The sequence below is a fragment of the Natrinema marinum genome (genome assembly GCF_024296685.1).
GTDB lineage: Archaea > Halobacteriota > Halobacteria > Halobacteriales > Natrialbaceae > Natrinema > Natrinema marinum.
In genome coordinates this window covers 1,387,524-1,411,297 of the sequence record NZ_CP100763.1, presented here as the reverse complement: position 1 = coordinate 1,411,297, position 23,774 = coordinate 1,387,524, and the positions used below count along the sequence as shown (strand labels likewise).

Here is a 23,774-nt window from a genome sequence, read left to right as displayed (position 1 = left end):
TTTATCCGGCAATAAATAATGCAAATATGGTTAAAATAGCTATAGTAGCAGATACTGCTACAACACATTGTTGAAATCATCTGACCTTCTATGTGTATTTTACGGAAATAGGTCAGTTTGCTGTCGGTCGCGGCACCGAAGAGGTCCGATCGATACCGTTGCGCCCGAAAAGCCATACCTTTGAGGCGGCCGGCGTGGAAACTCGAGGTGATGACTCGAGACGATCGCTACAAGCTGTTCGGGGTCTACGTCTCGGCGGACGTCTTCGATTCGCTCGCCGAGGTCCTCTACGCGGAGGCCGGCGTCGTCGACTACGAGGCGTACTTCGATGCGTCCGCGTCGACGGTCCCGGCGGGCGATCCCGGTGCCGACGCGACCGCCGAACTCGTCTCGGAGCTGGTCGCGACGTTCGCGGACTGTTACGACGCGGCCGATTTCGAGGCCGCGCGGCGGGTCGACCCCGACGCGTTCGTCCTCGCACAGCTCGCCGCCGACCCGCGACTCGTGGCGGACGCGCGCGAACGCTTTCAGGCGGCCGCGACGATTCGAGACGCCGACCTTCGCACGGTGCAGACGGCGATCGTGGCGGCGTTTCTCTCGCGCACCGCGACGTTCGAAGAGGAGTAGCGGCACTCGGAACGCCCCAGAGCGTTTTCTAGAGCGATTCGCAGGCGATACCGTCGTCGTCGGTGTCGAGGCGATGCGGATCGCTCGGATCCCGCTCGAGGACGGCCTGTGCCTGCGCGCGACTGTCGAAGTGGCTACAGTCGTAGTCACCGTCCGGCGGTAACGGTGGGAGCGAGACGCCCCGTTCTTCCGCTGTTGCTGACTGCTCGGACGCGCCCGTCCCCGCTCCCGTAAAATTCCAGAGTCCGGTGGCGTTCGCTCGAGCGGTCGTTTCCGCGGTTTCGAACGCCTCCCGTTTCGAGAACGTACTCTCGTACAGCCGGGCGTACCCCTCGCTGAGCAGTCCCTCGTTGAAGTTCTCACCGTCGTGGTAGACGTAGACGAGCAGGCGGCCGAACGTCCCGCGGCGGTCGGCCGCCGAGTCGACCGCGATGCGGACGGTCTCGCCGTAAAGTGTTTCGTTTGTGTAGTTCGTCGCGTTCAGCCCCCACGCGTACAGGTGGTCTCTCCCCGCAGTTGTGTTCGGAATCCCCTCGAACTCCGTCGGGTCGACCCTGCTCAGCGTCGTTTCCGGCGTATCGACACCCAACAGGCGGAGCGTATCGACCTGTCCGTTCGGGAACCGAACCTCGAGCGTGTCGCCGTCGATCACGCGCGTGACGGTTACGTTCCACGCCTCTCCCTCGAGTTCGCCGTCCGACTGGAGCGCCGGATCGGCCGCCGTTCCGTCACTGGCCGCTCCTGTGGCTCCGGTCTCGGTCGTGCCGCCGTGCTCGAGCGCGGTACATCCTGCGAGGAGGACGAGCGCGATCACCAGTACCGTAGCGAGACGACTCGAGGGCGACATCGCCAGTGAGCTTTGCGGCGGAGCGTCAATAACCTCTCCACCGATCAGTTCAGAAGAGAGTGCTGTCGCAACCGGGCGAAGCGACGGCAGTGATCGGTCGACAGTGACTCGACGGGTATTACTCGTGAACGATTTAACGACGCGGATTATGCTCGCTGGAGCGAATCATCGCGTATGTCCCTCCTCCTCCTCGGAGCAGTTCTGCTTCTCTGCTTCCTTCCGGCGCTCCTCTTCCTCGGCTTCTGGCACGGGCTCGTCGCCATGCAACGACGGTTCCTCGCCACTCACTCGAGGACACCCAGCGGAGACACTGACCTCGTGGTTACGTGGAACGATGTCATCGACGCGTATGCCGATCCGCGAAAAGATCTGCTCGCGTCCTCGTCCGCGGCCGGCTCAGTGTCCGCCGATGACGATCAGTGTTCCGCCTGTGCGGCGAAAAACGACCCCGTAGCGTCGTTCTGTCATCGCTGTCTTCGGACTCTCGAGTGAGTCGTCTCACGTACCAATCGCTGACGAACGCGAGAAACGAATTCTCGGGCGCGGTACACGAACGTCGAGGCAGTGCGCGCTGGCCGATTGTCACAGCGGTTCTAGACGAAACCGTTCGCAACTGGGGCGCTCAACGGTCCCTTGCCGTCCCGAGCGGGGAGCCCATTCAGTCGATCGACGAGAGAGTCTCAGGCGACAGCGCAAACAGCTATGCTGTGCTAGATAGTACCATACATATGGAGACGAAGTGTACGCTGTGTCGGCACACGATTCCGGATCGATCCCTTCAGCGGTGGTGTGCATGTGGGTGGTGTATGGACCCCAACTGCGACCGCAACCATCGCTCGTTTTGCCCCGTCCACGGGAGCGAGCGCTGGATCGGGGCCGTCGAACTCTAACGGCGTCGCCTGGGGTGAACTACCCACGCCCACCCCCACCCCCTGTTACGTGGCGCGTCGACCGTGATCGCTCGAGTCGGTTCATCGCTCGGTGCCGGAACGGGTTCGTCACCCGAGAGTCGCCGAGTCGCTTCGTCCGTGCTTGCGCCCCACTGCCAGTGCCAAAGACGAAGAAGCAGATCATACCGTTGCCCTAATGAGCCTGTTGGCCCCGTTAGACTTCCGTTTTCATCGCTTCAGCGTGTTCCGATTTCCCTTGTGAAGATAGCACAGTGCGCCGATGGATCCGTTCCGGCCCGGTTCACGAGGGAGATGACGAGCGAATCGATCGCATATCTTGGCGATTGTCACCAGCGCCGCAGTCGCCGCCCGATTCCCGACCAGTACACTTCCAAGAGACCGGCCGTCCCCGCTGTGGCAACGAACACGCCAGCGACCGCCAGATCCCCGATCGTCACCCACGTCGGTGCCACGTGGAGTAGGCCGTTGACGACCGGACCAGTGACGAAGGCGACGAGCCACGAGAGGCCGGTCTTCGAGCTTCGATCCGTGCCGGCGGCAGTCGCCTCGGTTCCGTTCGCGAGTGCAGCCGTGCTCGCCCCGGTTGCGCTCTCGTCTCCGGTCCCGAGGCGTTCGGCTTCGTAGGGGGTCGAGATATCCACGCTCCACACGATTTCGTCGGTCTCGGAGAGTTCGAGCACGCGATTCCCTTGGGAGTCAGTGACAAGCGTATGGCCACCGGGAAGTCGGTCAGCGTCTCGTGGCCACCGGAGTCGCGCGTCTCGCCACTCCCAGGTTCGAACCCACGTGTCGTTTTCGCGCTGATACTCAACGACGCGGTTGTTCTCCGAGTCGGAAACGACGACCGCCGGACCGCCGCGAGCGGGCGGGATATAGTCCGGGTTGTGCTGCTCGTAGAGGATCCCGTACGCGTCCTCGGCACCGAGCGTCCAGTCGCGCTGGAGCCCCTCACCCGGCTCGAGAAAGACGACCCGGTCCTGGTTTCGGAGGCTCACCAGCACGCGGCCGTCCTCGAGAAGTTCGACGTCGTTGACGTGCGTCCAATCGCCGGGGTTCCCACCGCTGTCGGGGTCGAGATCTTCCCGAGCGCGCCATTCCCACGTCACCTCGCCGGTGGTGGTATTCAGCGTGAACACGCGATCCCGAGCGATATCGGCCACGAGCAGTCGGTGGTCGTCGATTCTGTCGACATCGTGCCAGATATCCCACTCCGTGACGGCGGTATGAAGCCGTTCGTGTGCGCCCGTCGTGAGGTTGACGCGCTCGATCACGACCTCCGCACAGCGGTCGTCAACGGCGGCGTCCGTCCGCGCTCGGAGGTCGTCGGGGCACGGGTTGTATCGGCTTCCCGCGACGTAGAGAACGGTCCTCGAGCCCGGTGGATCGGGATCCACGTCGAAGTAATTCCCGTACGTGTCGTTGTGGTAGAGCGGCCGCCCAGTCGCATCGAAGGCGACGATAGCCCCGAGGCCGTCGCTCCCGCCCGGCGGGTCGGTCGTGATAACGGTCGCCCCATCACGGTTCTCGACGACGGGAGTCCGATCTGCGAGGGGGTCGTCAGTCTGCTTTTCCGCGGCGGTGATCGCATCCGTCGGTGCGCCGAGCCACGCGACCGTGAGGTTACCGGCAGAAACGACCAAAACGACCAGAAGCACGGCCCGAAGAATATTGCGTCGTTGCATTGTTTTCAGATACACTTTCTATGCGGGCCTCACCGCCCGTACTCAAGAATGTGGCTACGGCTCTCCACCAGAGTCCGAACTGGCCATACGACGAAGTGGGACATCGGTTCATCCACCCCGTGAACGGGTGGGCTTTCGTCTCGCGACCGCTGAAAATCCGGTCGACAGTCGCCTCAGGCACGCAAAGCCCGTCCCTCACGTCGGGGGGCTCCCTCGTGACGGAACCGCGGAGAGAACTCTTCGGGTAGCCGCCCAGCATTACTATAGAAATGGCCACTTCAGGGGAGCCGCTGACGAGTTTTCTTCGCCACCAGTTTATTTACGTCTGTGCAGTTTTCATCGGGCCCGGGTGTAAGATTGGCCCCAATCCAGAGGTTGACTACCACTATCGGCATAGGGGTGTGTATGATCGATACTCCGTTGCACACCGGCGCACAGCATCCCGATCTCCTCTGGGCACTCATCCCGAGTGTCCTCTCGTTCGGTGCGGGGATCGTACTGGGGTCGTTCTCCGACCGTCTGCGTAACTGGATCCAGCACAGCTGGACTGTTTCGAACGACTAGCCGACAGCTGGTTGGCCCTCGGCTTCCGACACACGGATATCTCGTTACTCGTACCGAACTCTCACTTCGGCTGTGACAACAGCATAATGCAACTCGACTGCGCCGACTCCGTTCTCTGCGACACCTCGAAAAACCGAGAGACGAGCCCACCGATGCGTCGGCGCTAGACTGCCAGCTGCTCCGTCACGGCGTCGCGAGAGGGGAGTCGATCGGGGCCGAGTTCGCCGCCCGGCTCGTCTCCAACGTCGAAAAGTACGAATTACCCAGCGGATCTTTACACGTTCGGCTTCTTTCACCCAAGAGATGGGTATCTGAACGATCCTCAAACAGCATTCTAGAACGGATACTCTCTCTCGCCCGTTATCGACAAATAAACACTATAATTGGCTATCGCTTCGCAAATATTGTTGTACGCGGGTGGATTTACCTCATCTGTGTCCCTATTCGTCTGTGTGATGGAAATACGCTTACCGAATCGTTCTGGCGATGCTACCGGAGTGGTCGGGAGATGAGCGGCTTCGTTCCGGGGGAACTGCTCCCGGCCGACGATCCAGTGACGATCAATACGGGGCGACCGACGGCGACGGTCACGGTCGAGAACACCGGCGACCGCCCCGTTCAGGTCGGCTCGCACTTCCACTTCTTCGAGGTCAACCCAGGCCTCGCGTTCGACCGCGAAACCGCCTACGGGATGCGATTGGATATCCCCGCGGGGACGGCCATCCGATTCGAACCGGGCCGCGAGCGCGACGTGGCCCTCGTCGCGATCGGCGGCGACCGGATCGTTCACGGAATGGCCGGGCTGGTCGACGGCAAACTCGACGACGAGGACGTGAAAGCACGGGCGCTCGAGCGCGCTCGAGAACGGGGATACGTCGCGGAGGGCGGTGAATGAGCCGCAAGCTGTCCCGGGAGGAGTACACGGACTTGTTCGGACCGACCGAAGGCGACCGGCTCCGCTTGGGCGATACGAACCTGCTGGCGAAGATCGAGACTGATCACGCCGTCCCCGGCGAGGAGGCGGTCTTCGGCGGTGGCAAGACGATGCGCGACGGGATGGGGATGCAGTCGGGGACGACCCAGGCCGAGGGCGCGCTCGACTGGGCGTTTACGAACGTCGTGATTATCGATCCCGTGCTGGGCGTCCGGAAGGGCGATATCGGCGTCCGAAACGGTGAGATCGTCGGCGTCGGCAAAGCTGGCAATCCCGACACGATGGACGGCGTCGATATGGTCATCGGCCCGAGCACGGACACCATTCCGGCGGACGGGCTGATCGCGACGCCCGGCGCGCTCGACATTCACGTTCACTTCAACAGTCCGCAGCTCGTCGAGCACGCGGTCGCCTCTGGCGTGACCACGATGCTCGGCGGCGGTTTCGGCGGCGGCGCGACGACCTGTACGCCCGGTCCGCAGAACGTCAAGCGGTTCCTGCAGGCTGCCGAGGACTGGCCGGTCAACGTCGGCTTCTACGGCAAGGGCAACAGCAGCAAGCCGGACGCGTTGCGCGAACAGGTCGAGGCAGGCGTCTGCGGCCTCAAACTCCACGAGGACTGGGGTTCGACCCCCGCCGCGATCGACACCTGTCTCGAGGTGGCCGACGACGAGGACGTGCAGGTCTGCATCCACACGGACACCTTGAACGAGTCGGGCTTCGTCGAGCACACCTTCGACGCGATCGACGGCCGCACGATCCACACCTTCCACATCGAGGGCGCTGGCGGGGGCCACGCGCCGGACGTGCTCGAGTTGATCGGCCACGAGCACATGCTGCCGTCGTCGACGAATCCGTCGATGCCCTACACCGACAACACGTTCGACGAGCACCTGGACATGGTGATGGTCTGTCACCACCTCAATCCGGACGTGCCCGAAGACGTGGCCTTCGCCGAGTCACGCATTCGCGCCGAGACCATCGGCGCGGAGGACGTCCTCCACGACACCGGCGCGATTTCGATGATGACGACGGATTCGCAGGCGATGGGGCGAATGGCCGAACTCGTCTGTCGGACGTGGCAGACTGCCCACAAGATGAAGGACCAGCGCGGCCCGCTCGAGGCCGACGAGGGGACCGACGCCGACAATGCTCGCATCGCCCGCTACGTCGCCAAGTACACGATCAATCCCGCGATCACCGCGGGGATCGACGACTACGTGGGATCGCTCGAGCCCGGCAAGCTCGCGGACATCGCGCTCTGGGAGCCCGGCTTCTTCGGGATCAAGCCCAAGGCAGTGGTCAAGGGCGGCTTCCCGGTCTGGTCACAGATGGGCGAGGCCAACGGCTCGCTGATGACCTGCGAGCCGGTTATCGGTCGCGAACGCGCCGGCGCACAGGGTCGGGCGAAACACGGTCTCTCGGTGACGTTCGTCAGCGAGGCCGCCGCCGAGAACGGGGTCGGCGACGCCTACGATCTCAAAACGCCGGTTCGACCGGTCGAGGGAACGCGGTCGGTCCGCAAGTCCGATATGCTCCACAACGACCACTGCCCGGACGATATCGAGATCGACGCGCAGACGTTCGAGGTCCAGGTCGACGGCGAACACGTCACCTGCGACCCGGCCGACGAAATTCCGCTCGCACAGCGGTACTTGCTCTGAACCATGAATCGCGGAGACACGACAACGATAGTCACGACGGCAATCACGGTGGTATCGACGACGCAAATAGTAAACTCGAGCCGACGAGGCCGGCCGACCGCCCGTTCGGAGGTGGGCCGATGAACCTCTCGCCGAAGGAGATGGAGCGGCTGACGGTCTTCATGGCCGCCGAACTCGCCCGCCGTCGGAAGGACCGCGGCGTGAAGTTAAACCATCCCGAGACGGTCGCCTATATCTCGGACTGGGCCTGCGAGGCCGCTCGAGAAGGGAAATCGGTCTCACAGATCCGCTCGGAGGCAACCCAGCTACTGACCCGCGAGGACGTGATGGACGGCGTTCCCGAGCTAGTCGACATGATTCAGGTCGAGCCGGTCTTCCCCGACGGCACGAAGCTCGTTACCGTTCACGATCCGATCCGGGCCGACAGTCATGACCAGCTCGAGACGGTCGATCCGGACCCGGACGAGGAGCTCGGGACGGACGATGCGACCGCGGACGGAGACGCACACGAAGTCGACGGCGGTACCGAACCGATGGAGGGTGACTGATGGGGTACCGAGACGTGGCGAAAGTCGGCCTCGGCGGTCCCGTCGGCTCGGGGAAGACGGCGATGGTCCGAGAACTCGTCCCCGAACTCGTCGCGCGCGACTACGAGGTAGGCGTCATCGCCAACGACATCATGACCCAGGAGGACGCCGACGTCTTCCGCGAGTCGTTCGCCGACCTGTTGCCCGCGGATCTCGTGGAGGGCGTCGAAACGGGGGCCTGTCCGCACACGGGAATCCGCGAGGATCCCTCGATGAACCTCGCGGCCATCGACGAGTTCACCGAGCGCCACCCCGATCTGGACGTGGTGCTCATCGAGAGCGGCGGCGACAACCTCGCCGCGACGTTCAACCCCGAACTCGCCGACTACTTCCTGTTTATCATCTCCGTCGCGGAGGGCGAGGACATCCCGCGCAAGCGCGGTCCCGGCGTCACCCAGGCGGACCTGCTGGTCGTCAACAAGACCGATCTCGCCCCTCACGTCGACGCCGACCTCTCGGTGATCGAGAGAGATGCCGCTTCGGTCCGGGGCGAGGAGCCGTTCGTCTTCACCAACTGCAAGGACGGCGAGGGGGTCGAGGCGGTCCTCGAGCACGTCGAACGCGAGGTGTTGTTCGCGTGAGCGCGGGCCGCTCGAGCGCCGCGACCGACCCCGCCCGACTGCCGCCCGCGTTCGAGGGCTACGCCGAGGAACCCCTCGCGCAGGCTCCCGCCGGCGGCCCAGGTAAAAACGGGCTGCTCGAGGCGACGTTCGCCCGCGAGGGCGACGGCCCGACCCGCCTGCTCCGCGACCGCGTGGAAGTCCCCTACCACCACACCGGGACGCTGGAGACCGATCCGGTGCCCGGGCTGACGACGCTGGTCGCGCAGGAGCCGACGGGTGGCGTCGCACAGGGCGACCGTCATCGGATGACGATCGACGCGCGAGCCGGCGCTCGCGCCCAATTGACGACCCAGAGCGCGACGAAGGTACACAGCATGAACGAGAACTACGCCCACCTCGACGCCGCGCTCCGCGCGGAGGCGGGGAGCTACCTCGAGTACGTTCCGGGCCCGACGATCGTCAACGAGGACGCCCGCTGTCTCCAGACCGTCTCGGTCGACCTCACTCCGGGCTCGGTCGTCGTCGTCGCGGACGTGCTCGTTCCGGACGGCCTGAGCGACCACGAGCCGTTCACCTTCGACCACTATCACGCGCGCGTCGAGGCCGAGTGCGACGACCGGTTGGTCTGTGCCGACGCCGTCGACCTGCGACCCGAGGAGCGCGACCCGCGGGATCCGGCCAGCGTCGGCGAGTACGGCGTCGTCGGCTCGCTGTACGTCTTCGCGCCGGACGGGGACGGGGAACCCGATTCTGCGAGCGCGGAACTCGACGCGCTGATCGAATCCGTCCGCGATCGGCTCGGCGAGTGCGAGGATGTCGCGGCCGGCGTCTCGAGGCTTCCCTTCGACGCCGGCGCGATCGTCCGACTCCTCGGTCACCGACAGGCGGACGTGACCGCGGCCCTGCGCGCTGCGTGGGACGAGACGAGACGGCAGACGGTAGGGGTCGGCATTCCAGCCGACCGGCGATACTGATGGAGCGAATCGACGGGGTCGTCGGCAACGTCCACGCCGACGACGAACTCGAGACGCTGCGCGAGACCCACGAGGAGCGAGGCTCCCTCGAGTGGGTCGTCCTCGATGCCGAGAACCGCCGCCGGTCGCGGTTCCGGGCGACGACGGACGCGGGGACCGAGGTGGGCGTCATCGTCGACAAACCGGCCGTATCGGCTGGCGACGTACTGCTGGTCGACGACGACCGGATGATCGCTGTCACGTTCGAACCCCGCGACGCGCTCGCGATCTCGCTGCCCGACGCGACGAGCGAGGCGCTCGAGGCCGCGGTCGACCTCGGTCACCGCGTCGGCAACCAGCACTGGGATCTCGCGGTCGACGATGGGGTCGTCTACGTCCCGCTCGCAGCCGACCGCCACATCGTCGAACGCATCGTCGCCGACGTCGTCCCCGGCTCCGAGATCCGGGCGACGACGGTCGAGGCGGAGCTGTTCGTAACCGAACTCGAGGACTCGGAGACCGATTCCGACGGTGGCCGTCGCCCCGTTCCCGACCTCGAGCACGACCACAGCCACCACGCTGGCGGGCACAGCCACGAACACGGCGAGCACGATCACAGCCACTCTCATCATGACCACTGATCCCGCGCCGTTCCTGACCGCGCTTCGCCTCTCGGACTCGTTTCTCCCCGTCGGGGGATACACCGCTTCGTACGGCCTCGAGCAGTATCTCAACGAAGACCGGATCGAAGACGGTGACGACCTTCGAGAACTGATCGCGGCGTACCTGCGGCGCGTCGTCGGTCCCTGCGAGACCGTCGCACTCGCCAACGCACACGCCGCGAGCGCGGACGGCGACCGCGAGCGACTGTTGGCGGTCGACGAGCGACTCCACGCGGTGACGATGCCCCGCGAATTCCGCGAGAGCTCGACGAAGGCGGGCGCGAAGCTCTGCGAACTGTTGGCATCCCACTCGAGCCGAGAGGACTCACACGCAGACGGGGGGATCGAGCCGTCGGACGACGCAGTGCACCGGGCGGCCGACGGGGGTGATGTTGCGGCGGCCGTCGACGACGCGATCGAGCGCGACGCGACGCCGGGTCACTACCCCGTCGTCTTCGGCGTCGTCGCCGAGGCACGGGGGCTCTCGCGACTCGAGACCTGTCTCGCACACGCGTACTCGTTCGTCACGGGGTTGCTCGGGGCGGCACAGCGACTCGGCCGGTTTGGTCACACCGAGATTCAGTCGGTGCTCGAGACGCTGCAGCCGGTGATCGCGACGGTTTGCGAGCGTCACGTCAGCGATGATGTCACGGCGATGGCCCCGTTCGCACCGCTCGCAGAGATCATGGGGATGCGTCACGAACACGCTGGCAGACGGCTGTTCATGAGCTAAGACCGACCGGCCATTCGAAAGGACTGTACTGCAGTCACCGATAGTGCAAGCCGTGTTTCCGTGGGTCGTCCGAGGGATCGTCATTCCACAGCGGATACGTCGCTCTATCGAGAGTCACGTCGCTGACGACCATCCACACGAGGCGGGGGGATTTCTCGCGTGTGAACGGCGCGGTACCCGGCTGCACGCGACGCGTCACGTCCCCGTGCTAAACGGGTCGTCGACACCGGAGAACCGCTTCGAGACGGTCGTCGACGCACGCGTTCCGCCGCCACCGCGAGTGTTCTATCACTCTCATACGAGCGCCCGGTCACCTTCCGGCCTCTCTAGCGTCGACGAGCGATCGATCCCCGAGCCGTTCGCTCTCGTCGTCTTCGCGCCCCACGGAACGGCGCTCAGTTTCCGAGCCTTCAAGCGCGGATTGCTCCAGTGGCGAGAACTCCTCGTCGAAGCCGCTACGGACCCGATGTAGTCGGCATCTCTCCGCCGTTCCCCCTCGCGTACGGATATATATTGTATAATCATTCACCAACAGGCATGCGTAGTTCATGCGTGTACGTGCGCCACAGAATTAAATATACAAATACAGGCCAGCACTTTTCATTGGTGAACGTTTTCCAAGTGCTGTCGATAATATGCTCGCAGAAGAACGCTACACTCGAGTAAAAGTAGACAAACACTCATCGGGACAGGCGAGGCAACGGGGGGCAAAATAATGGGCGTCATCACCTACGGGCTCGCGGCCGTCATCGTCGCGATGCTGGCGATCGGATTCTACGTGTCTCGGAAGGTCAACGGCGACAGCGTCAACTACATCGTCGCGGGTCGGGGACTGATACTTCCACTGGCTGCGGCCACGTTGATGGCTCAGTCGCTGGATTCGAACGCCACCCTCGGGAACACTGACCTCACGTCGGCCGCCGGTTTCTGGGCCGGTGCAGCGCTGCCAATTGGTTTGGCGCTCTGTCTCTTCCTCACCGGCTTGTTCTTCGCCAAGCCGATGAACCGAATGAACCTCACGACCCTCCCGGACTTTTTCCGCCGGAAGTACGGTCGCACGTCGGAGATCGTCGCGAGCTTCATCATGTCGGTCGCCTACGCGTTCTTGCTGGCGGGGAACCTCGTCGCGGGCGGCTACCTCTTCGAGATTTTCGTGGGGACGAGCTTCGAACTCGGCGTCTTCATTATCGCTGCGCTCGTCCTATCCTACACCCTCGCTGGCGGCCTGTTCGCAGTCGCGTACACCGACGTACTCCAGGCTGGCGTCGCGTTCGTCGGGTCCATCGCACTCATCGTCTTCGTCGCGACGCAGTACGGCATCACCATCCCCGCCGGGATGGGGCCCTCGAACCTGGGGCAACTCACCGATCCGAGTCAAGGGGCGTACATCAATCTCGCCACGATCGTCGCCCTCGGCTTGGGCGACATCGTCGCCATCGACTTCATGGAACGCGTCTTCGCGGCCGATAGCCCCGAAACCGCACAGAAGGCCTGCTTCATCGGCGGTGCCGGCACGCTGATTATCGGAGTGCCGTTCTCCATCGTGGCGCTCTCCGCCAACTCGATTCTCGCGTCGCTGGGCGTCGAAGCCGGTAACCAGGCAATACTGTACACGCTGTTACAGAACGCGGTCCCGCCGTGGCTCGCGGCGATCGTCATCGCGGGCATCGTCGCCGCTTCGTTCTCGACGAGCGACGGAGCGATACTGGGTACTTCCTCGGTCATCGCACGAAACATCGGCGGTATCCGCGTCGACGAGAGCACGCCCGCAGCGGCGGCAGACGGCGGCGTGGACGACGGAATCCTCGGCAACAAGAGCGATAAGCTGCTTACCGTGACCCGGCTGATGGCGATCCCGATCACGCTGCTCGGGATTTTCTTCGCGATTCAGGTCTCCGCCACCGGGATGTTGCTCGTTCTGGCGTTCGATATCATGCTCGCCGGCGCGTTCGTTCCGCTCGTGATGGGCCTCTACTGGTCGGATATGGCGAACACGCCCGCGGCACTCACCTCCATGCTCGCCGGATCGGCGACACGCCTGTTCTTCTTCGTGCTCCTCCCCACGACGTACGCCTACGAGAATACCCTGCTCTACATTCCGAACGATATCTTTACGGCCGCCTTCGACGGCCTGCCGACGTTCATTGCGGCGGGAGTGAGCCTCGTCACCTTCGTGACGGTCGCCTACGCCACGAAGGAGACCCACGAAGCACGCTCCCTCAATCGGGAGGGACGCCGTACCATCGTCGCGGCTGGAGATAACGAAGAAGAATAACGGGTTATGTGCACTTTTAACCAATAATGCCGCTATGACTTTCGCATACAGACTTATATGTGATCGGAACATCCCAATATCTGTCCCAGTGATTCCAGTTAGTCAAATTTCGAGGTGGGGCGAGTGAAGGGGAGCGATCTGCGTATCCGCCGGAAAGCCCAGCAGCTTGGCTCCTCGACGCTCGCAGTATCGGTACCCGCTGAGTGGGCCCATTACCACGAGCTCACGAAGGGTGACGAGCTAATCGTGCAACGTGACGAGAACGGTAACTCGCTTCTCATCACACCCAACCAACCAGCGGCCGAAGACGTCGAAACGACCATCAACGCCGATGCGATGAGCACGGACGCGCTTTCCCGGGCCGTCATCACGCAGTACGTTCTCGGGCGGGGCCTCATTCGCATCGAGGCAGACGAGTCACTTGACGCCGAACACTACGACGCAGTACTCGAGGCCGAACGCCGGTTGATGGGGCTCGGTATCGTCGAGGAGTCGGCGACCCATATCACAGTCCGCTGTTCGGTTGATCCCGACGACTTCGAACTCCCGACGTTACTCGGCCGGTTAGGACGGACGGAAGCGACGATCCGATCGAGTGCCGTCTCGGCCCTGTTGGACGGTGATACCGACGCAGCCCAGCGAGCACGGAATCGTGGCTCGCAACTCGAGAAACTCTTCTCGCTCTTTCTCAGACTCGTCTTCACCACCTACCGGAATCCACGGCTCAACCAGGCCGTGGGGGTCGGAACGGGGTTTCCGCTCATCGGGTATCGCTCCGCCGCGCAGGACGTGTCGCTGATGGCCGGCATCGCCGACGATATCGCGACGATCGCCATTGAACACGTGACTGATCCGCTCGAGGGCCCAGTAGCAGACGACATCAGATCGGTTCACGACGCTCTCGATACGGCCGTCGAAAAGGTTCGGAACGCCGTTATCGATCCGGATTACGAGTTAGTAACTGACGCCCGCGCAAGTCTCCAACGCGTCGACGACCACTCGGCAGCGGCCATCGATCGGCTCGAAACGGACCGCCCAGAACCGCTACTCGCACTCACCCGGGTTCACTTCCTCTTCGAGCGAAGTGCGCGCCACGCACGGGACACGCTGGATGTCGCGACGCACCTCGCGTTCAGGGAGAGTCCCGACGTCGTCAGACACGGTGCGAACTGACATCTACGTGCGGTCACAGAAGTCACAGGCGACCGCCCACGGCGTTAACCGTGGGAGATGGTCAACGCCGTAGCGCCCCTCTCCCAACCCCTTCGGACGTCTTCTCCGCCGACCGAGTTCGCACCTCGAGAGCGTTCTCCTGCCGACTCCTCGACCGTCTCGCCGCGCGATTCGACGCCCGTAGAGCGTCTACCCGATCTCGTGATTTAAGGTGTATTATGGCACTCGAGTTGCTCGAGCGTGCACCCACTCACCGGAAGGATTTGGACATCCTCCAAGCAAGTCTTTAGTATACTCTTGTGCATCCACCAGATGGGCAAGAAAGAGCTCGAATGCACTCGAAATTGCGCTAAAAGGAGACAAACAAATACATGGCTAACGAACGATCCGGCGAAGATATCTACGGCGACGAGTACAAAGAAGCGAACGAACCGATCTTCAGCGGCATCCCGACTTTCCTCAAACTCCCCGAGGTCGAACGAGAGCAGCTGGCCGAAGAGAACGTCGACATCGGCATTATCGGTGCGCCACTCGATACGGCCACCACGATCCGTCCCGGGACCCGCTACGGCCCGCGTGCCGTTCGTGCGGCCTCGACAGTCCCGTCGCCGCCGTACGAGCACTTCAATATCGAGACCGGCATCGATCCCTTCGATACGTTCAAAGTGGCGGACACCGGCGACGCTCCCGTCTCCCCCGGCGATACGCGACAGAGTCAGTTGAACATCGAGGACGCCGTGGCGGAAGTGAGCGAGCAGGCTACGCCGATCGTCATCGGCGGTGACCATTCTATCTCGTACCCCGATATCAAAGGCTGGGCGGAAGCCAACGGCTACGAAGACATCGGCCTCATTCACTTCGACTGCCATGCCGATACCGGCGAGGACGGGCTAACCGGCTTCGAGTACGACCACGGCGCGTGGGTCAAACGCGTCTACGACGACGAGCTAATGGCCGGCGAGAACTACACGCTCATCGGTCCGCGCGGCTTCTGGCCCGGTCCCGACACGTACGAGGAGATGCGCGAGGCCGGCATGAAGTGGTACACCGCGATGGAAGTCGGTCGGATGGACCTCGACGATATCGTCACCGACGCGGTCCAGCGTGCCACGGACGGCACCGACGCAGTGTGGGTCTCGTTCGACGTGGACGTGATGGAACCCGCCTACGCACCGGGCACCGGCGAACCCGAACCGGGCGGGCTCATCCCCCGCGAAGCCATTTACATGGTTCGCGAAGTCGTCAAGGCGCTCGAGCCGTCCGAGTTCGGCTTCGACGTGGTCGAGGTTTCGCCGGCGTACGACGTGAGCGATACGAACTCCTACAACGGTGGGATTACCAGTGGCTTCGCCAATCGCCTCATCATCGAAGTGATGGGGAGCATGGCCCTCGCGGAGAAGGGAGTAGCGGAAGGCTCGCCGATAAAACCGAAGGAACCGCTGGGCCCGAGTACGGAGCTCGAGACGCAGGCGGACGACTGAACCGTTACTCGTTTTCGGAGTGAGCCGCCGAGCCGTCGAAATCGGCCTCGATTGCAGCGGCTAGTCGGAACAGGGTCGCCTCGTCGAATCGACGGCCGACGAGTTGGAGCCCGACCGGCAATCCGTCGACCGTTCCGCACGGGACCGACACGGCGGGATGTCCGGTCTGATTGAATATACCGGTGTTGACGGGGAGCGTCGACAAGCGTCCGACTCGCTCGACGCGGTCGGCGTCGGGGTCGTGTTCGACCGCCGTCATCGGTGATGTCGGGAGGACGAGTGCGTCACACCGGTCGAGTTTCTCGTCGTATTCTCGGCCGAGTGCGAGAACACGATTCTTGGCTCGAGCGTATCCGCTCCACCCCGTCGTCTCCCAGCACTCCCGGGCGAACAGGAGCGTCGCGACGACCGCGGGCGAAAGCATATTTGGGGACTCCTCGAGCGCTGCCTCGACGGCCGCGCGGCCGTTCGTCCAGTGCCAGCCGGGTGTCGTCGTCCCGACACCTCCCTGGCGGACGGTGATCGCGGCACCGATTCCAGCCGTCACGCCGACGAGCGACGGTGCACGTCGGTGGCCAGGAACTGAGACGGAGACGACATCGACGCCCGTGTCTTCGAGTCGAGCGATAGCCTGCCGGACCGTCTCGTCGACTCGAGGCTCCGATTGCGGCCAGTCGAACCCCGCTTCTAAGACGCCGACAGTCATGCCCGCTACGTCACGATCGGCTGCCACGACGTAGTCGTCGGGGGTGACACCCCTGGGTTGACGCGAGTCGAGCCGGCAGCCGTTCTGTCGATCCTCGCCCGCGATCACGCCGAGGATCCGACCGGCATCCCGAACCGTTCGCGTAATACCGCCGACGTGATCGAAGCCGAAATCCATCCCGAAGACCCCGGTGTACGGGACCAGCCCGTAGGTAGGTTTGTAGCCGACGACGCCACACCAAGCGGCCGGGGTGCGAACCGATCCCGCCTGATCGGTCCCGATGGCGGCGTCACAGTCGCCGGCCGCCACAGCGGCGGCGGAACCGCTGCTCGAGCCGCCCGCTAGCCTGTCCTCGTCGGCGGGATTCAACGTCGGCCCGTAGTCTTGGAGTTCGCCCGCATCGCCCATCGCGAACGCGTCCATGTTGGTTTTCCCGAGTACCGTCGCCCCTGCATCGAGGAGACGGCCGACGACCGTCGCGTCGATTTCCGGCTCGAACGCTTCTAGTGCCTTTGCCCCGGAGGTACAGGGGACACCCGCGACGGCGACGTTGTCCTTGATACCGAGTGTGTACCCCTCGAGTGGGCCGTCGGGCGCTCCGTCGATCCGACACCGGCTGAGCCACGCGTTGTACGGGTCCCGGTCGGCCCCCGGTCGCGTGACCGCGTCGCGACCGTCGTGTCGGTCAGGCGACCCGTGAAGTACGTCGAAACGCGGCGGCGACATCGACTCGATGTCAGATAGCGCTGCCATCATGTCGTCGACTAGCGTTCGGTAGTCGTCTCGTTCCGCGGCGGTGAGATCGATCCCCCACTCCGCGGCGATCGCAGAGAGCGTCGGTGCCACGTGTCACTCCTCGACAGTTACCGGCCCGGTCTCTGGATGGACCCGTCCCGTCTCTTTGACGCGTTGGACAACCGGGTTCCCGTCGTATTCGTCGAACGATTCCGTGACGGCCTCGAGCGAACGAACCCCTCGCGGCTGCAGGTATCGAAGACAGCGGAGCCCGAGTTCGTGGAGTTCGTCACTCGGGGCACCGGTTCCCTCCTCGACGACACGGAAGGCGTAGTCGCGCTCGTGGGCACCGTGGGCCGTGTACTGGACGCAGATGTTCGTCATGAACCCGACGAGGACGACGGTGTCGACGTCGTACGTGGCGAGTAGGTGCTCGAGATCGGTCCGGTGAAAGAAGTTGTATCGCCGTTTAGCGATGATGTACTCGGCGGGTCCCATATCGCCTTCGTCTACCACGAGCCGGTCGTCTAACCGTTCGGCAGCGGTCCCGTAGAGGCCGTGTTCGGGTTCACTGGACTCGAACTCCGCTCCGTAGTCGGCGAAGTCAGTTCGGTGGAGTTCCTTCCCCCAGACGATCGGGACATCGGCGGCTCGAGCGTGTGAAACGACCTCGTTGATTCGTTCGAGGATCGCTTCGCGCCCGCCCGGAACGGAACCCGATCCGGAGTGCATCTGATCCGATCGGTCGGAACTGCCCTGTTGTGCGTCGATTACGATCAGCGCCGGGGTCCCACCGGTCGGTGAGTTGGTCATCGGTAGCATGGTACGTGTACGCTCACTCTCGGAACGGTTCGCTTGAACCTTCCCCTAGGTTACTAGGGTATCAATAGAAGAGTGAGATCGCACGATCGCCCCTAGTACTCGTATGGTCATATATAAGGTGACCATGCTACTTCTAACCATACTTGCGTACTGGCACCGATAAGAGATATCACCCTCATATATGGAGAAGCCTTTTCAGTATCTTCCGTTTGTCTGATTATGTCGCAATCGAGCTTGCGTACTACACAACAATGCGAGAAAAAGATAAAACAATATCGAATAGCAGGAGAAATTTTGTTAAATATGCCGGCGCTGCCGGCGCAACGGGACTCACGGGTCTGAGCGGGTGTGTATCGATGTTCGCCGGTTCGGACGGGACGACCCTGACTGTCTCGAGTTTCGGCGGCGCGTTCAAGGAGATCCTCGACGAGCAGTTGTTCGGTCCCTTCGAGGAAGAGACGGATATCACGGTAGAATCGCAGGCACAAGGAGGAACCTCGGAGGTACTCCCGCGGATCAGAAGCGCAGTCGAGAACGGGAACGCGCCAGTGGACCTGCTGATCATGACTGTGCCCGGTGTACTGCGAGGGCTCAACTCGGATCTCTGGGCGACCTTCGACGAGTCGGCCTTCGAGAACCTGGAGTACATCTCCGACGACCTCAACGAGTACGACGACGAAGACAATCTCGTCGGGGTCGGGTCACAGGGGTGGCTCATCAACCTCGTTCACAACACCGAGGCAACCGATGCTGGCCCGAGTTCCTGGGGGTCGCTCTGGGATTCGGCCTACGAGGATCAGATGGCGATGATGACGCCGGCCGTCACCGGATATATGCTCGATATCACGGCACACGTCCATTTCGACGGCGCCGAGTCGCTACAAACGGAGGACGGTATCCGCGAGGTCTTCGAGAAGCTGCAGGGGGTGAAACCGCAGGCGAACATGTGGTTCACTAACGAGGCGAACTTCCAGTCGCGACTGGCGGACGGTGAAGTTCCGATGGGGATGTTGTACAACGACATCACGCTGGTGTTACAGGACCAGGGTGCCCCCGTCGAGAGCACGTTCGTCGACGAGGGGTCCGTCCTCGGCAGCGGACGCTGGGTTTCCCCCCGGACCTCGGAGAATCACGACGCAGTCACGCAGTTCATCGACTACGCCTCGAAACCGGAGGTTCAGGATCGGGTCTCAGAGAACCTGTATACGGTCCCGACGATCGAGGCACAGCACTCGAACCTGGACGACGACACCTACCAGAAGATCGCCGGTCCGGGGCTAGACGCGGCCATCCTGCCGAACTTCGAGATGTACGTCGAGCGCCAACAGTTCATCAACCAGCAGTGGAACGAACTCATAATCAATGAGTGACATCGTTCTCGAGGGTGTCCACAAAGTCTACCCCGGCGGTGTCGAAGCAGTCACAGGGGCATCACTGGTCGTCGAGGACGGAGAGTTCGTGACGATCGTCGGCCCGTCGGGCTGTGGCAAGACGACGACGCTCCGGATGATCGCCGGCTTCGAGCATCCAACCCGCGGGAGAGTCGGCATCGGCGGTGACGACATGACCGACGTCCCACCCGACGAGCGCAACACCGGCATGGTGTTTCAGGACTTCGCCCTGTTCCCGCACATGACCGTCGGTGAGAACATCGCGTACGGGTTGACCGTCGGAGGCGGCTGGGACGAAGCGGACGCGCAGGACCGCGTCGAGGAGATGCTCGAGCTCGTGGAGCTGCCGGGATTCGCCGACCGCGATCCCGAACAGCTCTCGGGCGGTCAGCAACAGCGCGTCGCCCTCGCTCGTGCGCTCGCTCCGGAACCCGAAGTGCTGTTACTGGACGAACCGCTCGCGAGCCTCGACAAGAAACTCCGCGAGAGCATGCAGGTCGAACTGCGCCGCATTCAGGAACGCGTCGGGATCACGACGGTGTTGGTGACCCACAACCAGAAGGAAGCGCTGACGATGTCGGACCGGATCGCGGTAATGAACGACGGCCAGTTCGATCAGGTAGGCACACCGCAGGAGGTCTACAATCGACCGGCAACGCGGTTCGTTGCCGATTTCGTCGGCACTGCAAACGTCTTCGACGGGACCGTCGTCGACCGGTCTCACGAGAAGATCACCGTCGACTGTGAGGCCTTCGAGATCGTGGCGACGGCACGTACCGATGTCACCGTGGGCGATACGGTGAGTGTCGTTGTCCGTCCCGAACACACCCGCGTGGAGACGACCAACGGCGCCGCGAACGTCATCGAGGGGAACGTCGAAGTGAGCCGGTTCTTGGGCGACCACGTCGAGTGTCACATCTCGCTCCCGACCGGAACCGAAGCCGTCGGCATCGTCACGCCTGACAGCCCGTCGCCGACGACCGGCGAACAGGTCACCGTCGGCATCGACGCCGAAGACTGTCTGGTGGTGACCGACTGATGTCACACGGGACCGACACCTCGGAGACGGCAGATTGGACCGGGCGGCTTCCGCAGACGAAGTACCTCATCGCCTCGTATCCGGCGACGGTTCTCGTCTTATTGTTCTTGCTCCCGCTCTGTCTGTTGTTCCTGTACAGCTTCTACACGAACGTCAGCGGCGGCTATCTCGAGCGAACGCTGACGCTGGCAAACTACCTTCGGCTGGTTCGGGAGCCGCTGTACGTGGATCGGCTCGTGTTCACCCTCCGAATCGCGGCGATGACGACCGTCCTTTCGTTGCTACTGGGCTACCCGCTCGCCTATCGGTTGGCCAGAACGCGTAGCTCGAGGGTCCGACGAACCGTGCTGACGATCGTCGTCTCTAGCCTGTGGTTGACGTTCATCATCCGGGGCTACGCCTGGTCGGTGATGCTGAGTAGCGACGGGCTGATCCCCGTCGCCGCCGCCAATGTCGGTCTGCTAGCCGAACCCGTCTCGTTCGTCCCCGGCTACTGGGCGCTCGTCGTTAGCATGGTGTACGTGTTCCTGCCGTTCATGGTCTTGACACTGTACACGAGTATCAAGAACGTCGATCTCGAGTTGCTCGAGGCGTCGAAGAACCTCGGCGCTGGCCCGCTCACGACGTTCCGTCACGTGACGCTCCCACTGACGAAAAGCGGTATCGTCAGCGGGTCGTTGCTGGTGTTCGTCCTGTCGTTGGGCGTGTACGTCCTCCCGCGTATCCTCGGAAGCCCTCCCCAGTGGACGCTGGCCGTCATCATCGGCAATCAAGTGACCATCGAATCGAACGTCCCGTTCGGCGCGGCGCTCAGTATCGTCCTGATGCTCGTCGTCGTTCTCTTGGTCGCGGTGACCGTCCGCCTCACCGGCGTCACGACCTTCGGCCTGAACAACGGAGGTGAGGAGACGTGAGGCCGAGCCGCTGGGCGAACCGCGACGCGATCATCGAAGCGCTACTCGGCATGTACACGTGGCTGGTAGTCGGGTTCATCCTGCTTCCTCTGTTCGTTATCGGCGTCATGTCGTTTACGCCGGGCGAATTCATGGAGTTCCCACCACAGGGAGTGTCACTCCGGTGGTACGGAGAATTCTTCAGTTCGCTCACGTGGCTGACGGCGATGCAGAACAGTCTGCTCATCGCGACGATCTCCGCCATCGGTGCGACATCGGTCGGGGCGACGGCCGCGTTCGCGCTCGATCGATACGACTACCAATTCGAGTGGGCACTCACCGGGCTGGCGGTGTTGCCGACCCTTCTCCCGCCGGTGATCATCGGGGTGGCGTTCGTCACCTTCTTCGGCGCGATCGGCGTCGGCGGGCAGCTGTGGACGCTCGCGATCGCCCACAGCATCTTCTTCGCTCCGTTTCCGTTCATCCTCGTCTCCCAGGGTCTCGCCGACGTCGATCGGACCTACGAGGAAGCGGCTCGCGATCTCGGGTCGCGGCCGCTCACTGTGATCCGAACGGTGACGCTCCCCCTCTTGCGTGCGAACGTCTTCGCGGGGGCGATTTTCGCCTTCATCCTCTCGCTCAACGAGTACATCATCAGCTGGTTGATCTCGGGGTTCTCGTTCCAGACGATCCCGATCCAGATTTTCACCAGCCTTCGGTACTCCTACTCACCGGTCATCGCGGCCGTGAGTCTGATCTTCATCGTGGCGACGTTCGTCCTCATGACCGCCGTCGACCGTATGACAGGTGGGGTATGGGACTGATCGGCCGCCTCTCACACGAGACGTATCGACTGCCAACCATCACACCATCCACCACGCATCAATGACCAACGACATCACCAAACCGACGAATCGACTACCAGAACTCTCCTACGCCGGCATCGACACCTTCCTCGGTGCCGAGACGGCCGACCCGGAGGCCCTCACACCAGACATCGACGTCGGATTCGTCGGCGTCCCCTTCGACGGCTCGGTGTCGCGCCGTCCCGGTACCAGGTACGGCCCAGGCGCACTTCGGTCGGCCAGTAGCTGGTACGACCACTTTGGTGGCCAGCCCGGCGGCGCTCACAACGTCGACGTTGACCGCCACGTCAATCACAACGACATCACGATGCGCGACTGCGGTGACGCGCCGACCGTCCCGAACGACGTCGAGCAGACCCGCGATCACGTCGCCGCCTACGTCGAGGCCGTCGCCGAGAGCGCGTTCCCGGTCGTCCTCGGCGGCGATCACTACATTACGTACCCATCCTTTGCGGGTTTCGCGAACACCATCGACGGCGACGTGGGGTTGATCCACCTTGACGCGCACTCGGACACGATGGACGACGAGGAGATCTATGGGCCACACTGGCACGGGTCGCCGATGGCCCGTATCGACGACCTCCCGAAAGGAGGGTACGAGAACCACGCCATGATCGGGATCCGCAGCTACGAGCGGGCCGACTTCCCCGATATCGTCGAGGATCGCGGCATTCGGGTCGACTACGCTCACGACGTTCGCGAAAAAGGGATTCGAACCTGCGTCGAGGAGGCCATCGACCACGCGACCGACGGTACGGATGCAGTGTATCTCACCGTCGATATCGACGCTGTCGATCCGTCGTTCGCGCCGGGGACCGGAACGCCGGAACCGGGCGGGCTCACCAGCGCCCAACTGCTCACCGCAATGGACCTGTTAGGTGCCTGCTCGGACATTCAGGCGATGGACCTGATGGAGGTCGCCCCTCGTCTCGATCCGACCGATGCGACGCAGATGCTCGGGGCGATGGCCATCACCCGCTTCGTCGAACGCCGGTTCTGCTGATGACCGACCGACCCAATACGAACCGACCGGTCACCGAGATCGGTAGTGGCATCTACGATCTCACGCTCACGCGTGAGCCGGCGCGGTACCGGGCGTTCCTGTTCGACTGGGACGTCCCAACGCTGATCGATTGCGGCCCCGCCGAGTCGCGCGACACGCTGCTCGAGCGAATCGACGCGTGTGGCGTCGCTCCCGAGCGACTCATCCTCACGCACGCGGATCACGATCACGTCGGCGGGTTCGACGCGGTCGTCGACCGCTACGACCCGACGACGTGGGTCCCCGACCAGTCCCGCCTCGGAACGGACAACGATCCCGACCGGCGGTACGGCCACGAAGACCAGATCGGCCCGTTCACGGCCGTCCATATCCCCGGCCATACCGAGGACAACCACGCGCTTGTGGCACCCGAGTACGACTTGGCGATCATGGGCGACGCACTGATCGGTGCCGACTGGCGAGGCCTTCCAGCCGGGTATTTCGTTCTGGTCGAGGGGATCTACTCGGACGACCTCTGTGCGGCCGAACGCAACGCCGAGCGCTTGCAGGAGTACGCGTTCGATGTCGGCCTCGTCTTCCACGGCTCCTCCGTTCTCGCGGACGCCCGCGTGAAACTGGACGCCTTCCTCGACTTCCCGAACAAGGGCGAGTGGGACGACTAGC

General features: G+C 63.3%; 24 protein-coding genes. 20 read left to right on the top strand and 4 right to left on the bottom strand.

Translation table 11 applies throughout. The annotated features are described in order from the left end of the window. Positions 1-210 precede the first annotated feature (210 nt). Entirely contained in the window at positions 211-627 is a 417-nt protein-coding gene (locus NKH51_RS06960; RefSeq protein ID WP_254764518.1) for a hypothetical protein, read from the top strand. Between the two features lie 28 nt (positions 628-655). On the opposite strand, the gene NKH51_RS06955 is transcribed toward NKH51_RS06960, so the two are convergent. Next, on the bottom strand, positions 656-1,474 hold the full coding sequence (locus NKH51_RS06955; RefSeq protein ID WP_254764517.1) for a thermonuclease family protein: 819 nt from the start codon (positions 1,472-1,474) through the stop codon (positions 656-658). A gap of 174 nt (positions 1,475-1,648) precedes the next feature. Between NKH51_RS06955 and NKH51_RS06950 the strand changes: the two genes are divergently transcribed. Together NKH51_RS06950 and NKH51_RS06945 are read left to right on the top strand one after the other, a co-directional pair. Next, positions 1,649-1,966: a zinc ribbon domain-containing protein gene (locus NKH51_RS06950; RefSeq protein ID WP_254764516.1), complete on the top strand. Its 318-nt coding sequence runs from the start codon at positions 1,649-1,651 to the stop codon at positions 1,964-1,966. 236 nt (positions 1,967-2,202) lie between these two features. Next, positions 2,203-2,364 carry a hypothetical protein gene (locus NKH51_RS06945; protein ID WP_254764515.1) on the top strand — a complete coding sequence of 54 codons (162 nt, stop codon included), beginning with the start codon at positions 2,203-2,205 and terminating at the stop codon, positions 2,362-2,364. A 347-nt stretch (positions 2,365-2,711) separates the two neighbouring features. Here the strand turns inward: NKH51_RS06945 and NKH51_RS06940 are convergent, their stop codons facing one another. Beyond that, positions 2,712-4,067 (bottom strand): aryl-sulfate sulfotransferase, encoded by a 1,356-nt coding sequence (locus NKH51_RS06940; protein ID WP_254764514.1) that lies wholly within the window; start codon positions 4,065-4,067, stop codon positions 2,712-2,714. Between the two features lie 405 nt (positions 4,068-4,472). Between NKH51_RS06940 and NKH51_RS06935 the strand changes: the two genes are divergently transcribed. The 11 genes from NKH51_RS06935 (at position 4,473) to NKH51_RS06885 (ending at position 15,656) form a co-directional block, all read left to right on the top strand. Continuing rightward, positions 4,473-4,631 carry a hypothetical protein gene (locus NKH51_RS06935; RefSeq protein ID WP_254764513.1) on the top strand — a complete coding sequence of 53 codons (159 nt, stop codon included), beginning with the start codon at positions 4,473-4,475 and terminating at the stop codon, positions 4,629-4,631. Between the two features lie 508 nt (positions 4,632-5,139). Next, positions 5,140-5,526: an urease subunit beta gene (locus NKH51_RS06930; protein ID WP_254764512.1), complete on the top strand. Its 387-nt coding sequence runs from the start codon at positions 5,140-5,142 to the stop codon at positions 5,524-5,526. Then, positions 5,523-7,229 (top strand): urease subunit alpha, encoded by a 1,707-nt coding sequence (ureC, locus tag NKH51_RS06925; RefSeq protein ID WP_254764511.1) that lies wholly within the window; start codon positions 5,523-5,525, stop codon positions 7,227-7,229. Before NKH51_RS06930 ends, ureC begins: the two co-directional genes overlap by 4 nt. 119 nt (positions 7,230-7,348) lie before the next feature. Beyond that, entirely contained in the window at positions 7,349-7,777 is a 429-nt protein-coding gene (locus NKH51_RS06920) for an urease subunit gamma (RefSeq protein WP_254764510.1), read from the top strand. Further along, complete coding sequence (gene ureG, locus NKH51_RS06915) at positions 7,777-8,397, top strand: urease accessory protein UreG (RefSeq protein ID WP_254764509.1); 621 nt, start codon at positions 7,777-7,779, stop codon at positions 8,395-8,397. The genes NKH51_RS06920 and ureG overlap by 1 nt, the downstream gene beginning before the upstream one ends. After that, complete coding sequence (locus NKH51_RS06910) at positions 8,394-9,353, top strand: urease accessory protein UreD (RefSeq protein ID WP_254764508.1); 960 nt, start codon at positions 8,394-8,396, stop codon at positions 9,351-9,353. The genes ureG and NKH51_RS06910 overlap by 4 nt, the downstream gene beginning before the upstream one ends. Then, entirely contained in the window at positions 9,353-9,973 is a 621-nt protein-coding gene (ureE, locus tag NKH51_RS06905; RefSeq protein ID WP_254764507.1) for an urease accessory protein UreE, read from the top strand. Before NKH51_RS06910 ends, ureE begins: the two co-directional genes overlap by 1 nt. After that, positions 9,963-10,727, top strand: a complete 765-nt coding sequence (locus NKH51_RS06900) for an urease accessory protein UreF (protein ID WP_254764506.1) — start codon at positions 9,963-9,965, stop codon at positions 10,725-10,727. Before ureE ends, NKH51_RS06900 begins: the two co-directional genes overlap by 11 nt. Before the next feature lie 715 nt (positions 10,728-11,442). Further along, on the top strand, positions 11,443-13,002 hold the full coding sequence (locus NKH51_RS06895; RefSeq protein ID WP_254764505.1) for a high affinity choline transporter 1: 1,560 nt from the start codon (positions 11,443-11,445) through the stop codon (positions 13,000-13,002). Between the two features lie 114 nt (positions 13,003-13,116). Beyond that, positions 13,117-14,175, top strand: a complete 1,059-nt coding sequence (locus NKH51_RS06890; RefSeq protein ID WP_340674302.1) for an AbrB/MazE/SpoVT family DNA-binding domain-containing protein — start codon at positions 13,117-13,119, stop codon at positions 14,173-14,175. 371 nt (positions 14,176-14,546) lie between these two features. Then, complete coding sequence (locus NKH51_RS06885) at positions 14,547-15,656, top strand: agmatinase family protein (protein ID WP_254764503.1); 1,110 nt, start codon at positions 14,547-14,549, stop codon at positions 15,654-15,656. A gap of 4 nt (positions 15,657-15,660) precedes the next feature. Here the strand turns inward: NKH51_RS06885 and NKH51_RS06880 are convergent, their stop codons facing one another. Together NKH51_RS06880 and NKH51_RS06875 are read right to left on the bottom strand one after the other, a co-directional pair. After that, positions 15,661-17,208, bottom strand: coding sequence for an amidase family protein (locus NKH51_RS06880; protein ID WP_254764502.1), 1,548 nt, complete (start codon positions 17,206-17,208; stop codon positions 15,661-15,663). Positions 17,209-17,211: 3 nt separating this feature from the next. Continuing rightward, a complete protein-coding gene (locus NKH51_RS06875) occupies positions 17,212-17,910 on the bottom strand; it encodes a cysteine hydrolase family protein (protein ID WP_254764501.1) in 699 nt (232 codons plus the stop codon). A gap of 260 nt (positions 17,911-18,170) precedes the next feature. Here NKH51_RS06875 and NKH51_RS06870 point away from each other — a divergent pair, with 260 nt between their 5' ends. From NKH51_RS06870 to NKH51_RS06845, 6 genes are all read left to right on the top strand, one after another. Then, positions 18,171-19,289, top strand: a complete 1,119-nt coding sequence (locus NKH51_RS06870; protein WP_254764500.1) for an ABC transporter substrate-binding protein — start codon at positions 18,171-18,173, stop codon at positions 19,287-19,289. Further along, a complete protein-coding gene (locus tag NKH51_RS06865; protein ID WP_254764499.1) occupies positions 19,282-20,349 on the top strand; it encodes an ABC transporter ATP-binding protein in 1,068 nt (355 codons plus the stop codon). Before NKH51_RS06870 ends, NKH51_RS06865 begins: the two co-directional genes overlap by 8 nt. Beyond that, positions 20,349-21,263: an ABC transporter permease gene (locus tag NKH51_RS06860; protein ID WP_254764498.1), complete on the top strand. Its 915-nt coding sequence runs from the start codon at positions 20,349-20,351 to the stop codon at positions 21,261-21,263. The genes NKH51_RS06865 and NKH51_RS06860 overlap by 1 nt, the downstream gene beginning before the upstream one ends. Beyond that, positions 21,260-22,066, top strand: coding sequence for an ABC transporter permease (locus NKH51_RS06855; RefSeq protein ID WP_254764497.1), 807 nt, complete (start codon positions 21,260-21,262; stop codon positions 22,064-22,066). The genes NKH51_RS06860 and NKH51_RS06855 overlap by 4 nt, the downstream gene beginning before the upstream one ends. A gap of 61 nt (positions 22,067-22,127) precedes the next feature. Beyond that, complete coding sequence (locus NKH51_RS06850; RefSeq protein WP_254764496.1) at positions 22,128-23,111, top strand: agmatinase family protein; 984 nt, start codon at positions 22,128-22,130, stop codon at positions 23,109-23,111. Beyond that, on the top strand, positions 23,111-23,773 hold the full coding sequence (locus NKH51_RS06845; RefSeq protein WP_254764495.1) for an MBL fold metallo-hydrolase: 663 nt from the start codon (positions 23,111-23,113) through the stop codon (positions 23,771-23,773). The genes NKH51_RS06850 and NKH51_RS06845 overlap by 1 nt, the downstream gene beginning before the upstream one ends. Position 23,774: the final 1 nt, after the last annotated feature.

Bases quoted from the DNA above. Each gene is read 5' to 3' on its own strand.
- NKH51_RS06955 (WP_254764517.1), bottom strand. From the start codon at position 1,474: ATGTCGCCCTCGAGTCGTCTCGCTACGGTACTGGTGATCGCGCTCGTC.
- NKH51_RS06960 (WP_254764518.1), top strand. From the start codon at position 211: ATGACTCGAGACGATCGCTACAAGCTGTTCGGGGTCTACGTCTCGGCG.
- ureG (WP_254764509.1), top strand. From the start codon at position 7,777: ATGGGGTACCGAGACGTGGCGAAAGTCGGCCTCGGCGGTCCCGTCGGC.
- NKH51_RS06885 (WP_254764503.1), top strand. From the start codon at position 14,547: ATGGCTAACGAACGATCCGGCGAAGATATCTACGGCGACGAGTACAAA.
- NKH51_RS06875 (WP_254764501.1), bottom strand. From the start codon at position 17,910: ATGACCAACTCACCGACCGGTGGGACCCCGGCGCTGATCGTAATCGAC.
- NKH51_RS06895 (WP_254764505.1), top strand. From the start codon at position 11,443: ATGGGCGTCATCACCTACGGGCTCGCGGCCGTCATCGTCGCGATGCTG.
- NKH51_RS06935 (WP_254764513.1), top strand. From the start codon at position 4,473: ATGATCGATACTCCGTTGCACACCGGCGCACAGCATCCCGATCTCCTC.
- NKH51_RS06845 (WP_254764495.1), top strand. From the start codon at position 23,111: ATGACCGACCGACCCAATACGAACCGACCGGTCACCGAGATCGGTAGT.
- ureC (WP_254764511.1), top strand. From the start codon at position 5,523: ATGAGCCGCAAGCTGTCCCGGGAGGAGTACACGGACTTGTTCGGACCG.
- NKH51_RS06870 (WP_254764500.1), top strand. From the start codon at position 18,171: ATGCGAGAAAAAGATAAAACAATATCGAATAGCAGGAGAAATTTTGTT.
- NKH51_RS06940 (WP_254764514.1), bottom strand. From the start codon at position 4,067: ATGCAACGACGCAATATTCTTCGGGCCGTGCTTCTGGTCGTTTTGGTC.
- NKH51_RS06900 (WP_254764506.1), top strand. From the start codon at position 9,963: ATGACCACTGATCCCGCGCCGTTCCTGACCGCGCTTCGCCTCTCGGAC.
- NKH51_RS06850 (WP_254764496.1), top strand. From the start codon at position 22,128: ATGACCAACGACATCACCAAACCGACGAATCGACTACCAGAACTCTCC.
- NKH51_RS06920 (WP_254764510.1), top strand. From the start codon at position 7,349: ATGAACCTCTCGCCGAAGGAGATGGAGCGGCTGACGGTCTTCATGGCC.
- NKH51_RS06930 (WP_254764512.1), top strand. From the start codon at position 5,140: ATGAGCGGCTTCGTTCCGGGGGAACTGCTCCCGGCCGACGATCCAGTG.
- NKH51_RS06945 (WP_254764515.1), top strand. From the start codon at position 2,203: ATGGAGACGAAGTGTACGCTGTGTCGGCACACGATTCCGGATCGATCC.
- NKH51_RS06860 (WP_254764498.1), top strand. From the start codon at position 20,349: ATGTCACACGGGACCGACACCTCGGAGACGGCAGATTGGACCGGGCGG.
- NKH51_RS06950 (WP_254764516.1), top strand. From the start codon at position 1,649: ATGTCCCTCCTCCTCCTCGGAGCAGTTCTGCTTCTCTGCTTCCTTCCG.
- ureE (WP_254764507.1), top strand. From the start codon at position 9,353: ATGGAGCGAATCGACGGGGTCGTCGGCAACGTCCACGCCGACGACGAA.
- NKH51_RS06865 (WP_254764499.1), top strand. From the start codon at position 19,282: ATGAGTGACATCGTTCTCGAGGGTGTCCACAAAGTCTACCCCGGCGGT.